The sequence below is a fragment of the Amycolatopsis thailandensis genome (assembly GCF_042723255.1).
Classification (GTDB): Bacteria; Actinomycetota; Actinomycetes; order Mycobacteriales; family Pseudonocardiaceae; genus Amycolatopsis; species Amycolatopsis thailandensis.
On the sequence record NZ_JBHXJK010000059.1, the window covers coordinates 20,762 to 34,170 of the forward strand.

The 13,409-nt window shown below is 68.6% G+C and carries 10 protein-coding genes; 4 read left to right on the forward strand and 6 right to left on the reverse strand.

Going from position 1 to position 13,409, the window contains the following annotated elements; all coding sequences use genetic code 11:
* Positions 1–302 precede the first annotated feature (302 nt).
* The 4 genes from ACFWMR_RS23440 to ACFWMR_RS23455 form a co-directional block, all read right to left on the reverse strand.
* Positions 303–1,289, reverse strand: coding sequence for a 3-oxoacyl-ACP synthase III family protein (locus tag ACFWMR_RS23440; RefSeq protein ID WP_378379895.1), 987 nt, complete (start codon positions 1,287–1,289; stop codon positions 303–305).
* The gene (locus ACFWMR_RS23445) at positions 1,286–3,091 is read right to left on the reverse strand and encodes a ThiF family adenylyltransferase (RefSeq protein WP_378379896.1); all 1,806 of its coding nucleotides are present in this window, start codon (positions 3,089–3,091) and stop codon (positions 1,286–1,288) included. The genes ACFWMR_RS23440 and ACFWMR_RS23445 overlap by 4 nt, the downstream gene beginning before the upstream one ends.
* A 313-nt stretch (positions 3,092–3,404) precedes the next feature.
* Positions 3,405–4,154: an SDR family NAD(P)-dependent oxidoreductase gene (locus tag ACFWMR_RS23450; RefSeq protein WP_378379898.1), complete on the reverse strand. Its 750-nt coding sequence runs from the start codon at positions 4,152–4,154 to the stop codon at positions 3,405–3,407.
* Positions 4,142–5,329, reverse strand: a complete 1,188-nt coding sequence (locus tag ACFWMR_RS23455) for a glycosyltransferase 87 family protein (RefSeq protein WP_378379900.1) — start codon at positions 5,327–5,329, stop codon at positions 4,142–4,144. Before ACFWMR_RS23455 ends, ACFWMR_RS23450 begins: the two co-directional genes overlap by 13 nt.
* A 134-nt stretch (positions 5,330–5,463) precedes the next feature.
* Here ACFWMR_RS23455 and ACFWMR_RS23460 point away from each other — a divergent pair, with 134 nt between their 5' ends.
* From ACFWMR_RS23460 to ACFWMR_RS23475, 4 genes are all read left to right on the forward strand, one after another.
* Complete coding sequence (locus tag ACFWMR_RS23460; protein ID WP_378379901.1) at positions 5,464–6,369, forward strand: AraC family transcriptional regulator; 906 nt, start codon at positions 5,464–5,466, stop codon at positions 6,367–6,369.
* A 78-nt stretch (positions 6,370–6,447) separates the two neighbouring features.
* Positions 6,448–7,296, forward strand: coding sequence for a dioxygenase family protein (locus tag ACFWMR_RS23465; protein WP_378278628.1), 849 nt, complete (start codon positions 6,448–6,450; stop codon positions 7,294–7,296).
* A gap of 198 nt (positions 7,297–7,494) precedes the next feature.
* Positions 7,495–8,838 (forward strand): erythromycin esterase family protein, encoded by a 1,344-nt coding sequence (locus ACFWMR_RS23470; RefSeq protein ID WP_378379902.1) that lies wholly within the window; start codon positions 7,495–7,497, stop codon positions 8,836–8,838.
* Between the two features lie 126 nt (positions 8,839–8,964).
* Positions 8,965–9,948 (forward strand): sporulation protein, encoded by a 984-nt coding sequence (locus ACFWMR_RS23475; RefSeq protein WP_378379903.1) that lies wholly within the window; start codon positions 8,965–8,967, stop codon positions 9,946–9,948.
* A gap of 874 nt (positions 9,949–10,822) precedes the next feature.
* On the opposite strand, the gene ACFWMR_RS23480 is transcribed toward ACFWMR_RS23475, so the two are convergent.
* On the reverse strand, positions 10,823–12,028 hold the full coding sequence (locus ACFWMR_RS23480) for an acyl-CoA dehydrogenase family protein (protein ID WP_378379904.1): 1,206 nt from the start codon (positions 12,026–12,028) through the stop codon (positions 10,823–10,825).
* Positions 12,029–12,216: 188 nt separating this feature from the next.
* Positions 12,217–13,404 carry a GNAT family N-acetyltransferase gene (locus tag ACFWMR_RS23485; protein WP_378379905.1) on the reverse strand — a complete coding sequence of 396 codons (1,188 nt, stop codon included), beginning with the start codon at positions 13,402–13,404 and terminating at the stop codon, positions 12,217–12,219.
* Positions 13,405–13,409: the final 5 nt, after the last annotated feature.

Here is a 13,409-nt window from a genome sequence, read left to right on the forward strand (position 1 = left end):
CCCCGCGTGGGGGGGGGGGGTTGCGGGGGGGGGCGGTTGTGTTGACAAACAAATTTTCATAGCTTTTCTTTGATAATATGGCGTTTCCGCAACGTCCCAAGCAGACCCGCCGGCAAGCGAACAGGGCACTTTCGTCTTACGGCGCAATAGAACCCGAATCCTCCACTCACGACCACCTCGACCCGGTGCGCTCCACCGACTCCAACGTTGCGAAAGCCACTTTCGGGACATCAGACGTCCCGAAAGTGGCTTTCGCGACACCCGCACCCCGCAAGACGCGCGACCCCTAGATCAACCGGTCCCTAAGCCCGGAAGCACAAAGTGCCCCACTGGAACCCCGCCCCGATCGCCGACACGACGAAAACATCACCCGGCCGCACCACTCCGCTGGAGAAACCTTCGTGCAGCACGGTGAAAACCCCCGCGGACCCGGTGTTGCCGAGCCTGTCGACGGTGATCGGCGCACGCTCACGCGGCATGCCGAGTTTGTCCATCGCCGCCCGCACGATGTTCAGGTTGGCCTGGTGCAGAAAGAAATGACTCACCTCTTCCACGGTCAGACCGGCCCGGGCGGTGGCGTTCAGGACACTGTCCGGCAGACACCGGGTGGCGGTGTCCCACACCGTCCGGCCGTTCATCTTGAGGTAGTGCAACCGATCGGCGAACGTCGTCGCCCCGGCGGGCCGCCGCGAGCCGCCGGCCGGGATCTCGACGTCGTAGGACAGTTCGGCGCCGAAGTCCCAGCCGAGCAGGCCGGCGCCGGGTGCCGTCGCCCGGGCCAGGACGGCGGCACCGGCGGCGTCGCCGAAGAAGACCCGGGTGGTGCGGTCTTCCGGGTCGGTCACGCGGGACGCGCTGTCGCCCGCGATCACCAGAACCCGTCGCGCCGCACCGGTTTGCACCAGCAGGGAACCGAGGAACAGGGCCTGGACGCCGTTCGCGCAGGCCGCCTGCGTGATGTCGAAGGTGAGTGCCCGGAAGGCGCCGAGGGCCTCCTTGACGATCAGGGCCGTCGACGGCAGTGGCTGGTCGTAGGTGTACGTCGCGACGATGATCACGTCGACGTCCGTCGCGGTACAGTCCGCCGCCGTGAGCGCGGACAGGGCGGCGGCCACGCACATGTCCGAAGTGGCGAGATCCGGGGAGAGCCAGCGGCGTTCCCTGATCCCGGTGCGGTGGACGATCCACTCGTCGGAGGTGTCGAGCGTTTCGGAGAGCCGCCGGTTGGTGACGACGTCCGGGGGCAGATGGACGCCGGTGCCGGCGATCCGGACGGGCAGCGGGGTCACGTGACCGTGCTCCGCTCCGGGCCGAGCTGCCGGTCGAGGTCGGTGTAGAACCGGCCCGACGCACACGACTGTCCGAGCAGGACACGCCGCGCGGCCTCGCCGCACAGCGCGCCACCGAGCGCGACCCCGGACGCCAGTTGCGGCCAGCTGCTCAGGGTGCGGCCGAGTTCGCCGAAGGAGGCGGCCAGTTCCGGGCTGATCCGGTCGGCGTCGACCATGGCCAGGATCAGGTCGACCTTCTCCTGCGGGCCGAGGTCGATGACGTCCACGGACTTGATGTCGCCGAGCAGGCCGTGCAACAGTGGCCGGTCCGGCTCGAGGTCGAAGCGTTCGACGTCGAGCATGCCGCGGTCGTTGCAGTCCATGACGACCGGGAGGCGCAGATCGCGCGCGTGTTCGCGGGCCGCGATCTTGACCCACGGGGTGTCGCACTCCTCGATCAGGAGGTCGATCGCGCCTTGCCCGCCGGTGAAGAACGCCTCGATGTTGTCCTCGGTCAGCCCGTCGCGGTGGATCTCGATGTCGAGGTACGGATCGATCTCGAACAGCTGGCGCGCGGACAGGACCGCTTTGTTGACGCCGAGTTCGTGCACACCGGCGCGGAGCCGGTTGAGATTAGAGAGGCTGAAGTCGTCGAAATCCGCCAGCTTGTAGGCGCCGCCGATGCCTTCGAGCGCGAGCGTGAGCGCCGCGCTGTTGCCGACCGAAAGCCCGATGATCCCGATCCGCTTGCCGAACAGGCGGCGCTGTTCCGGCCGGTCGATCTTGCCGCGGTTGCGATCCGTGCGCACGAGCCGGAACTCGTCGCGCGGCAGGACGTGCACGAGCCGTCGCGACCACGGGTACCAGACCCATGTGCCGTACTCCCAGAGCGCCAGCCCGGCCAGCTGTTCCCGTTTCCTGACTTGGATCTCGTCCTCGTCCCGGCAGGACGGGTCGCGGCTGCGGACCAGTTCGGTCAACTGCTCGTCGATCGTGTCGTGGATCTCGCGAACGTCGCCGTAGGCCAGCAATGCCGTCAGGGACTGGAAGTCCATCGCGTTGCGGGCCGTGAGCAGGGTCGGCCGCCACAGGTCGCGATCGGGCTCGGAGACGGTGGCGAGCGCGTCGGGCGCGGGCCTGCCCGACGACGTCCGGGAGGTGAGCGGGGCAGGGGTGGAAGTGGCGATCCCGGGGAACTCGTCCCGGAGCCGGGTGACGAGATCGTGGTGCCGCCCGGCACCGTCGGCGACGCGGTGGAACATGATCACGACGTCTTCGGTGTACTGCTCGACGTAGCGGCGGGTGCCCGGCATCGGCTGGAAACCGAACTGCTCGTGGAACCGGTCCTGCCCGTCCCCGGTGCCCGAAGTACCGATCATGGCGTGGGCGCCGAGATGATGCGCGGCACCGATCGCGAGCGCGTTGAGGTACTGCCCGAGGCCGAGTTTCCGGGACCGGTGCTCGACGACGAGCCGGCTGTGCTCGAAGACCGTGCCGGGCTCGATGCCTTGTGCGGCAAGCAATTCCTCGTACCGCTCGGTGCCGAGGTAGGTCCGGGACTGGAAGCTGTCGCCGGTGGCGGGGGTGGAAAGCCGGATGTAGCCGAGCGGTGGGCCGTCCGGCCGCTGCCGGGCGACGAAATGCCAGGCACCGAAGTCGAGGTCCTGATCGTCGGTGTGCGAACCGTCGGCCCGGCGAAAAGCCGGCCGTCGGCCGCGGTCGAACAGGATCCGGGCGCGGAGTTCGCGCACGGAGTCGAGCAGGCAGGGGTCGGCCCCGAGGAACGCGGTCACGTTCCACGGAGGGTTGAGATCCGTCAAGTGATGCCTTTTCTGGGGAAAATGCCGGAAGTCGGCGCGATAATCGTGGGGACGGCTCAGAAATTCGGAGGAATTCGAACCACTTCGGACTGTAGCAGCGTGGCGACCGAGCGTCAGCGGATGTGCGTCGCGCCAAGGCATCCGCACGAGCGGGTGTGGCAATCGTTTACCGTCGCGGTGATCGACAATCCGTCACGATGAGGCCATCGGATTTGATGAAGCCCGCCGGAATTCCCACCCGATGGTGTGCCGGATCGTTTCCCGGTCGAACCAATACCCTTCGCCACTTGTGGCGGAGGTCACAGCAGGATGATCACCAGGTGGGATGCGCCGAGACGCCGCCGTCCACGATCAGGTTGTGTCCCGTGATCCACGACGCGAGCGGCGAGGCGAGGAACAGGCAGGCGTTCGCGACGTCGCCGGGGGTGCCGAGCCTGCCCAGAGGCGCGGCCTGTTCCCAGCGCCGGACGCCGTCGGGCCAGGCGTCGCCGAGTCCGGGACGGTCGATCAGGCCGGGGGAGACGGCGTTGACGCGGAGGCCCCGAGGCCCGTATTCGAGCGCGGCGGCGCGGGCGTGCATGACCAGAGCGGCCTTCGCGCTGCTGTAGTGCGCGTGACCCGGCGCGGGCCGGTCCGCTTCGATCGAGGCGATGTGGACGACGCTGCCGCCGCTCATCACCTCGGCCGCGGCCTGCGTGCACGAGAACGCGCTGGTCAGGTTCGCGTCGAGGACGGCGCGCCAGCTTTCCGCCGACATCCCCGGCAACGGCTCGACCGGCTGCACACCCGCGCTGTTGACCAGGGTGTCCAGCCGTCCGGTCCAGGCCGCGGCGGCGGCCACGAGCCGCCTGCATTCGCCGTCGTCGGTCAGGTCGGCGGTGAACGCGGCGGCGGTGCCCCCGGCCGCTTCGACATGGTCGACGACGGCGAGCGCCGAGGCCTCGTCGCGGTGGTAGTGCACGGCGACGGCACTGCCCGCTTCGGCGAAGCGCAGGGCGATACCCCGGCCGATGCCGCCGCTGGCCCCGGTGACGAGGGTGGTGGTGCCGGTCAGGTCGAGCATCGCGGTCCTTTCCGCAGCGCGAAGACGCCCGCGCAGACCAGAAAGACCAAGCCCGCGAGGACGTAGCAGTTTCCCAGCCACTGCTGGGCGGCCGTCCACGTCTGACCGGGCCGGTCGAAGGCCGGGAAGTACCGGAACGGCGCCGTGACGAAGACCGTGGCGATCACCCCGGTGACGGCCAGCCAGGCCAGTGCCCGCCGGCGATCCCGGCGATGGAGCACCACGAAGGCGGCGGTCGTGAACAGCGCCGGGGCGATCCACACCCAGTGATGCGACCACGACGTCGGCGAGATGAGCAGGGCGAACGTCGCGTTCAGCAGCAGCGCGGGCACCGCGGCCGACCGGTACATGGTCAGCGTCACCAGCACCAGCAGCACGCCGGTGAGGACGAGCCACCACGGCTTGGCGGACTCGGCGCCGAAGCGCGCGAGCACCGCTTGCAGGGTCTGGTTGGTGTGGAACGAGGTTCCGCTGATCCCCGACGCGCCGGCGAGGCCGCCGAACCAGTAGCGCGCGGAAGCCTCCGGGGCGACCGCGAACGCGACGGCCGAGGCGGCGACGAACGTGCCCGTCGCGGTCAGCGCGCCGCGGAAGTCCTTGCGTACGAGGAAGAACAGCAGGAACGCCATCGGCGTCAGCTTGACGGCCGCGGCGAGCCCGACGCCGATACCCCGGTAGCGGCCACGGGCGAGCAGGCAGTCGGCCGCGACGAGGCCCATCAGCAGCAGGTTGATCTGGCCGAAGCCGAGCGTCTGGCGGACCGGTTCGAGGAAGAGCGCCGGGGTGATCGCCAGCGACGCGACGAGCAGCGCTTTCCGCCGGTCCGCTGACGGCCACAGCGTGCGGGCGATCGCGTAGAAGGTCACCCCCAGCGCGGCCAGGCCGAGCGCGAACAGCAGGAGTACGGAGCCGGTCCACGGCACCAGTGCCAGCGGGGTGAGCACCAGGGCGGCGAACGGCGGATAGATGAACAGCAGCGGGATGCCGGCGTCCGACAGCGGCAGCGCGCCGTAGAGGTCGCCGCCGTTCCACAGTGTGTCGACACCGAAGCGGTAGATCTCGAGGTCGCTGTGGGAATCGCCCGTCGTCGCCCAGGCCACGAGGCACGCCAGCGCCAGGGCGGCGAACGCGCCGACCGGCCACCAGGCCCGGCCGCGCGACGTGACTGGAGACATCGCTCGGTGACCCTTCGGACGTGCGTCGATGATCACGACTGTACCCGGCGGCGAGATGCGACTTCCGTTGGCAGTCAGCGCCGAAACATTGGTCTAGACTTTTCATTCCCCAGTGTGGTGAAAGGGACCGGTCCATGCGCGGAACGACGGTGTTGCCCAGGACTCCTTGCCTCGAACCGAAGGCGGGGGAATTGCCACTTCATCGGCTGGAGGTCCGCGCGCCGGACGCCCTGCCGTTCACGGTCGGAACGTTCGACACCATCGGGCCGATGTCGCGAGCGGCATTCCCGCATCGGCACACTTTCTACGAAATAGTCCACGTCACCGGCGGCAGTGGCGACCACGTCATCGATTTCACGCGCTGGGAATTGGGGCCGCCCCAGCTCGCGGTCATAACACCGGGGCAGGTGCATCATTGGGATGCCCGCGACCTCACCGGATTCGTGGTCCTGTTCACCGACGACTTCCTGCTCGAACATCCGGCGGATCGCGAAACCCTGCGACGGCTGAGTCAGAAGCCGTGGCGGCTCGACGAACGCGCGGCCGAGGAAACCTCGCGGCTGGTCGCCGAACTGGACGAGGAATTCCGTTGTGGCGGCCAGGGTACCGATTCGGTGCTGCGGGCCCTGATGCACGTGCTGATCGTCCGGGCCGGACGATTGCCGGGACTGGCGGATCCGCGCCCGCCCGCCAGGGCGCAGGCGGTGGGAACGGAATTCGCGCGATTGCTCGGCAGGCCCGATCTCGGGCTCTGGTCGGTCGGCGCGCTCGCGGAACGCATCGGCGTCACACCGGGATATCTCACCGACGCGGTGAAAACGGCGACCGGCCGGACGGCGGCACAACTGATGCGCGAAGCCAGGACTCGCGAGGCGAAACGGTTCCTGCTCGGCACGGATCTCACCGTCCGGCAAGTCGCCAGCCGGGTCGGATTCGCGGATCCCGCTTATTTCTGCCGGTTCTTCCGGCGGGAAACGGGGTTGAGCCCCGGTGATTATCGCCGGACCGGAGACGCGCCCCCGGAGATTCACCACGACTGACCAAGGCAGTCCATCGTCCGGAGCTGATCTTCTCCATACCGTCGAGGGTGATTCCCGAAGCCCCACGAGGAGCAGGTCATGGACGAAGATAACAAGCTCAGCCGAAAGACTGTGCTGAAGGCCGCGCTCGCCGCGGGTGTCGTCGCCCCGGTCGCGCTGGTCGGTGGCCCCGCTCTCGCGCGCACCACCGTCGCGAGCGGCAAGACGCCCGAGCTGACCCCGGAATGTCACGACGGAGACGCCCCGACCATCGCGCAGACCGAAGGTCCTTACTTCAAGCCGAACTCTCCGGAGCGGACGTCGCTCGTCACCCCGGGCACGCAAGGCACGAGGCTCACCGTCTCCGGCTTCGTCTTCGGTCTCGCGTGCCAGCCGATCGCGCGGGCGCTGCTGGACTTCTGGCAGGCCGACGTCAACGGCAACTACGACAACTCGGGGTACACCTTCCGCGGTCACCAGTACACCGACGACCAGGGCAAGTTCTCGCTGAGCACGATCGTGCCCGGCCTGTACCCCGGCCGCACGCGGCACATCCACGTCAAGGTCCAGGCGCCCGGCAGGCCGATCCTGACCACGCAGCTCTACTTCCCCAACGAGCCGCGCAACAACACCGACACGATCTTCGATCCGCGGCTGCTGATGGAGGTGCGCGACGTGGGCACGGCCAAGGAGGCCGCGTTCGACTTCGTGCTCAACGTGCGGCAGACGCCGACGTCGACCCGGCCGACCAGCTCGAACCCGACGACCTCCAATCCGCCCACTTCGACCTCCAACCCGCCTGGCGGGACGACCTGGGCGGCGGGAACCGGCTATTCCGCGGGCGCCCGGGTCACCTACAGCGGTCGCGGTTACGTGTGCTTGCAGGCGCACACCGCCCAGCCCGGCTGGGAGCCGCCGAACACGCCCGCGTTGTGGCGCGCGGAGTGACGATCAGCCGCTGCGGAGGGAGATAAACGCGGGTGGATTCCCGCCGCCGGGACCCACACTCCGGCGGCGGGGGTCCACCCGCCTTCGCGTCGCGGGGTGGGGTTTTCCCCACCCCAAATAGGAGCTTTGCTGCAGCGCGCCGACCCCTCTCCTCGGACGATGATCGTCTTCGACATCGGAACGAAGGGGTTGACGGGTATGACGAAGAACAGGAAGCGCTGGGGGAGACGGGGTCTGGCGGTCGCCGCGGTGGTGGCGACCGGGGCGATGCTCGCGCCGGCGGCGAACGCGGCGGAGACGGCGGGGCCGGCCGGGTCCTGGCGCGACCCGGTGTGGTCGCTGGACCTCGCGGCGCATCCGCTGCGTTCGACCGAACCCGGCCGGAACACCGCCGACCTGCGGGCACTGGGCGCGATGATCGGCGGCGCGAAGGTGGTCGGTCTCGGCGAGGCCACGCACGGCTCGCACGAGTTCTTCGCGTTGAAGGAGCGGGTGTTCCGCTATCTCGTCGAGGAGAAGGGGTTCCGGGCGTTCGCGCTGGAGGCGAGCTGGTCGGCGGGCATGGAGATCGACGACTACGTCCAGACCGGCCGGGGTGACGCCCGCGAGATCCTGAAGCGGACGGTGGCCGGTTCCCCGTGGGACCGCGAGGAGTTCGTCAGCCTGATCCGGTGGATGCGCGACTACAACCGCGCCCACCCCGCCCGGACCGTGCACTTCGTCGGTGACGACCTCGGCGGGCCTTCGATCAACGACGCGTTCTTCGCCAGGATCACCGACTACGTGAAGCAGCACCACCCGGCGGCGCTGCCCCGGCTGAACGAGCTCTACACCGGTATTCGCCCGATCGACGACCACCTCGCCTACCTGCGCAAACCGCTCGACGAACGGAAGCGGCTCGCCACCAAGGCGGAGCAGGCCTTGGAGCTGATCAAGGGGCTCCCCGGCGTGGACGACCTCGACTGGACCTTTCAGCACGCCCGGTTCGTCGCGCAGACCGCCCGCTTCCTCTCCGTCGACCTCTCGGACCCGAAGTCGCTGCCCGGCTTCCAGATCCTGCGGGATCAGGCGATGGCGCAGAACGTCGCCTGGTGGCAGCGGCGGACCGGGCACAAGGTCCTGCTCTCCGCGCACAACACCCACGTCGCCTACATCCCGGACAACCCGGAGATGTACCCGAAGACCCAAGGTGCCTTCCTGCGCGAGACGCTGGGCCGCGACTACCTGCCGGTCGGCTTCAGCTTCGACAGGGGGTCCTTCCTGTCCAAGGACATCGCGATCGGCGGCGACTGGAAGCGGTTCTCCGTCCCGGCGGCGCCGCCCGGGTCGAACGAGCACACCCTCGACAAGGTTCGTTTCGAGGACTTCTACCTCGACTTCCGCACCGCACCGCCCGCCGCCCGCGCCTGGCTGGACACCGCCCGGCCGACTCGCACGATCGGCACGCTGTTCCCCGTCGACCCCGTGGCCATCTCGCTCGGGCGTTCCTACGACGTCGTCATCCACCTGCACGACGTGCGCCAGGCCGATCTGGGAAGGTAGTGACGCCGCGCCCGTTTAGGGGTTTTTAACCCGGTTTGCCTGGCGTGCCGCGGCGGATCTCGGTAGTAGTCGAAGTGTTCGCTTTCGCGGCACCCCAGTTCCAGTACCCAGCGGAGGAAATCCCTGATGTTCAAACGGATGCTCAGCGCCTTCGGGGTCGGCGGCCCGTCCGTCGACACCGTGCTCGACTCGCCGCACGCCGTCCCCGGCGAGGTGATCACCGGACAGGTCCGCATCCAGGGCGGTTCGAGCGACGCCCAGATCGAAGAGATCCTGCTTTCGCTGGTGACCCGGGTCGAGGTCGAGCGCGGCGACCACGAGCGCGCCGGGACCGCGGAGTTCCTGCGGGTCAGCGCGGGCCGAAAGGTGAAGGTGGCGGCGGGGCAGCTGACCACCGTGCCGTTCCGGATCGCGCTGCCGTGGGAAACGCCGATCAGCGCCGTCGGCGGGCGTGAGCTGCCGGGCATGGTCGTCGGCGTGCGGACCGAGCTCGTCATCGCCGGTGCCCCGGACAAGGGCGACCTCGACCCGGTGCTCGTCGGGCCGCTGGCATCGCAGGACAGGGTGCTGGAGGCGTTCGGCGAGCTGGGTTTCTCGTTCCGCAGCGCCGACGTCGAGGCCGGGCAGCTGCACGGCGTGCGGCAGGAGCTCGGATTCTTCCAGGAGATCGAGTTCTTCCCGCCGTCGCGCTACGCCGGCCGCGTCAACCAGGTGGAGCTGACCTTCGTCGCGAGTCCGGACGACCTGGTGGTGGTGCTGGAGGCCGACAAACGCGGCGGCATGTTCCGTTCCGGCGGTGACTCCTTCGGCCGTTTCCACGTCTCGCACGAGGAGGCCCTGCGCACCGACTGGGCCGCGGCCATCGACGGCTGGCTGGCCAACGTCGCCGAATCCGGCGGCGGGCACGCCATGTTCGGCGGGCACCAGGGCCACCAGGACCACTACGGCCACGACTACGACCACCACGGTCATCATGGCGGGCACGGCAGGCGTGGCCCGGGTATGGGCGGAATGGTCGCCGGTGCCGCGGCCGGTGTGGTCGGCGGCATGATCCTCGGTGAGGTCATGGAGGACGTCTTCGACGGTGGCGACGAAGGCTTCGAGGAGTGACCTGGGAGTCGTGAGGGGCGATCCGGGTCGGGGCCCGGCGGCGAGCGTGTCGTCCAGCCAGTCACGCGTGTCGTCCGCCTGATCACACGTGTCGTCCAGCCAGTCACACGAACGCCCTGTCTCGGCACGGTAGGACGTGAGTGTCCGGTCCCTAAGTACATGAAGGCCCCCATCCTTGCGCTAGACGCAGTGAAGGGGGCCTTCATGTACCGCGGGCAGGCCGCGGCGAGCGGCGGGTCGGGGCAGGGCCAAGGTGTCTTAGGCACCTACTGGCCTCTGGCTGCTGTTGTTGACAGGTCCGGTCCGTGAAGGCCTCCTTGCCTACCCTGAAGGTAGTGAAGGAGGCCTTCACGGACCTTCAGGGATTGCCACAGGCGCCTCGGAAGCGCCAGTGGTCACAACTATTGCGCGTGAAGGCCTCCTTGCCTCGGCTCAGCCGAGGAAACTCGCCCTTCGCTCCTTTGTCGAGTACATGAAGGCCCCCTTCACTGCGTCTAGCGCAAGAAAGGGGCCTTCTGTACTGCGGGCAGGCCGGGGCGGCGGTGAGGGTTGGTCGTGAGTGGCGATTCGGGTTCTGGTGGACCGGTATTCGGTTACCTGCTGGGTCCGTCACGTGGTCTACCGCTGGACGTGGCCGGTAGGGCCTTGATCAAGCGCGGCGGTGTTGTGAAAGCCATTTTCGCAACGTTGAAGGTTGTGAACGTGGCTTTCACATCACGAGCACTCCGGCCCAGCGGTCCCGGTGGCATCAAGTGTCGTGAAAGCCACTTTCGGGACACCAGATGTCCCGAAAGTGGCTTTCGCGACACGGCGAAGTGAGTCCGCCGAACGCCCCGGCAGCCGCACGAGCGGTGAGCACCCCCACGCCGAAGGCTCAGGTGTACCAGGTGGGTTCCGGGAGCTCGTTCAGCAGCGCGTAGGCGCCGACTTCCCGCCGTTTGTAGGCCACCGGGTCGTGAAGCGAATGCGTCCGCAGGTTCCGCCAGAATCGGTCGAAGCCGTACTTCGTGGCGCTCGCGCGGGCGCCGGTCAGCTCGAAGATCTTCGTGCCGATTTCGAGCCCGGTGTCGATCACGCGTTGTTTGGCGGCGGCGACGAGGACCGCGATCTCGCCGCGTGTCTCGGGCGTCAGTTCTTCGCGCGGCGCGTGCAGCACGGCCGAGATCGCCGTTCCCGCCTTGTCCACCAGTGCTTCGGCGGCCCACAGCTTCGACTGGAGGTCGCCGTAGCCTTCGAGGATGTACCACTCCTCGCCGGAAGTCGCCTTGTCGTCGCCGCCGTACGGCCACGCGCGGGTGTGCTCGCGCGTGTACGCCAGCGCGGTTTCCAGCGCGCCCTGCGCGATGCCGAGATAGAAGTTGGCGAACACCAGCTGGATCGCCGGGACGTTGAGCGTGTTGTAGGTCAAGGGGCGGAACTTCTTGTCGACGTAACCCGCCGCGCTCGCCCACGGGACCCGCACGCCGGTGATGGTCACGCTGCCCGACTCGGTGAGCCGCTGGCCGATGTTGTCCCAGTCGTCGTGGAAGACGATACCGTCCTGTTCGGACGGAACGATGGCGAAGACGTGGTCCTCGGTGCCTTCGAGGACACCTTCGAGCACTGTCAGATCGGAGATCCCGCTGCCGGTGGAGAACGACTTGTGTCCATTGTAGACGAGTTCGTCGCCGTCCTCGGTGATCGTCAGATCGGAATCCCGGGGGTTGACCGCGCCACCGAACACGAAGTTGTTCCGCGTGTACAGCTCTTCGACCGCGGCGACCTGGTCGTCCGTCGCCACCAGACGCGCGGCCCACGCCCAGAGATAGTGGTAGCCGAGCAGCTGGCCGATCGAACCGTCGCCGCGCGCGACCTCGCGGGTCACGCGATAGGCGGTCTCCCAGCTCTGCCCGCCACCGCCGTGCTCCACCGGGCCGAGCAGGGTCACGAGGCCGGTTTCCTTGAGCAGCCGGACTTCCGCGAAAGGCGTTTCGTTCTTCCGGTCGCGTTCGGCCGCGTTCACCGCTAGTTCGGCGGCGACCTCTTTCGCGACGGCCAGCCATTCGGTGGCGGACCGGACCCGGTTTTCGGTCGTGGTCATGGGCGAATTCCGTTCTGTGCGAGGGCGAACGGGAATTCCGGGCAGGGCGGAGCGCCCGGAATTCCCGGGTGTTTCTCGAAAGTGAGCGGACACTGATTCAGGCCGTACAGAGCATGCGTCCGAGTAGAGCAGTGGCACTACGGGGTGTCAACGAACGTCCGCGCTCTGAGACCGGAGCCCTCGCGCGATCAGAACCAGTGCAGACAGTGCGGCGAACGATCGGCACGGAACAGGGTGTCGGCGAGCGCGGCCACTTCGGGGTGGCGCGCGCGGACGCGCCCGGCCCTGACGAGCGTGCTCGGGGCGGTGCCGCCGAGATACAGCGAGCCCAGATCGCTCACGTCCAGCGACAGATCGGGTTCCCGGTCCGTCGGGACACAACTCGCTTCGCGGTCCCGGACGGTCAGCAGGTAGCGACCGTGCTCCCCGAGCGCCGGGTCGTCGACGTCGAGGACGAGCTCGCCGTCGGCGAACCAGCCGCGGGTGACGAGCGCGCGGGGGACGTCCAGCAGTCGCACCCAGAGCCAGTCGGTTTCGCCGCCCATCTCACCGGCGCGGAAGTCCTCGAGCTGCCACCGGAGCGGATGGTCGGGCGGGCAGTGCTTGAAGACGACCTCGGTGATCAGGTCGTGTTCGAGGAGGAACCTGGCCAGCGCGGTGGACACCGCGTCGTCGACGGCGATGGTCTCGTCGACGGTCAAGGTGCTGGGGTCGCCGTGCGAATAGGAGGCGTATCCGTCCGGGACACCGTCGGCGTCGCGGTGCACGGCGATGTAGCGCGGTGCGCCCGAGATCGGTGCCTGTCCGGCTTCCGCCGCCCACCAGCGGTGCGGACGCGAAAGCGCGCCGGGCCGTGCCCGGCGATACCGGTCGTAGACCTCTTCCAGGAGCTCGCCGCAATCGGCGCGGCGCAGCAGTTCCATCGAGCCCTCGTCGGCCCGGGGGACGGCGAACGCGGCCTGGTGACGCCGCACGGTCAGCCGGTGGGTGTAGGTCGCCGGTCCGTAGCCGAACCGGCGGTAGATCAGGGCCTCCGAGGCCAGCAGCACGGAGAGGATCTCGCCCCTGGCCCGGAAGTCGGCGAACTGACGCCGCATCATCGCGCTGAGCGCGCCCCGGCGCCGGTGCGTGGGCAGGACGCCGACGGCGGTCACCCCGGAGACCGGGACGACGACCTCACCGGGAAGGGTGAGCTCGAAGGAGTACGCGGCCGCCGTGCCGACGGGTCGCCCGTCCTCGGCCGTGGCGAACAGACCGCGATCCAGTTCCAGCGCGGACCAGGTCTCGCCCGCGCTGTCCGGGAAACGGGCGAACGCGGCGAACAGGGTGTCGACGAAGACGTCGCGGTCATCGGCGGTCGTGGGGCGGATCTGCATCGGGA

Coding starts and splice junctions, on each gene's coding strand:
- ACFWMR_RS23475 (WP_378379903.1), top strand. CDS start 8,965: ATGTTCAAACGGATGCTCAGCGCCTTCGGGGTCGGCGGCCCGTCCGTC.
- ACFWMR_RS23455 (WP_378379900.1), bottom strand. CDS start 5,329: ATGTCTCCAGTCACGTCGCGCGGCCGGGCCTGGTGGCCGGTCGGCGCG.
- ACFWMR_RS23485 (WP_378379905.1), bottom strand. CDS start 13,404: ATGCAGATCCGCCCCACGACCGCCGATGACCGCGACGTCTTCGTCGAC.
- ACFWMR_RS23465 (WP_378278628.1), top strand. CDS start 6,448: ATGGACGAAGATAACAAGCTCAGCCGAAAGACTGTGCTGAAGGCCGCG.
- ACFWMR_RS23460 (WP_378379901.1), top strand. CDS start 5,464: ATGCGCGGAACGACGGTGTTGCCCAGGACTCCTTGCCTCGAACCGAAG.
- ACFWMR_RS23480 (WP_378379904.1), bottom strand. CDS start 12,028: ATGACCACGACCGAAAACCGGGTCCGGTCCGCCACCGAATGGCTGGCC.
- ACFWMR_RS23450 (WP_378379898.1), bottom strand. CDS start 4,154: ATGCTCGACCTGACCGGCACCACCACCCTCGTCACCGGGGCCAGCGGC.
- ACFWMR_RS23470 (WP_378379902.1), top strand. CDS start 7,495: ATGACGAAGAACAGGAAGCGCTGGGGGAGACGGGGTCTGGCGGTCGCC.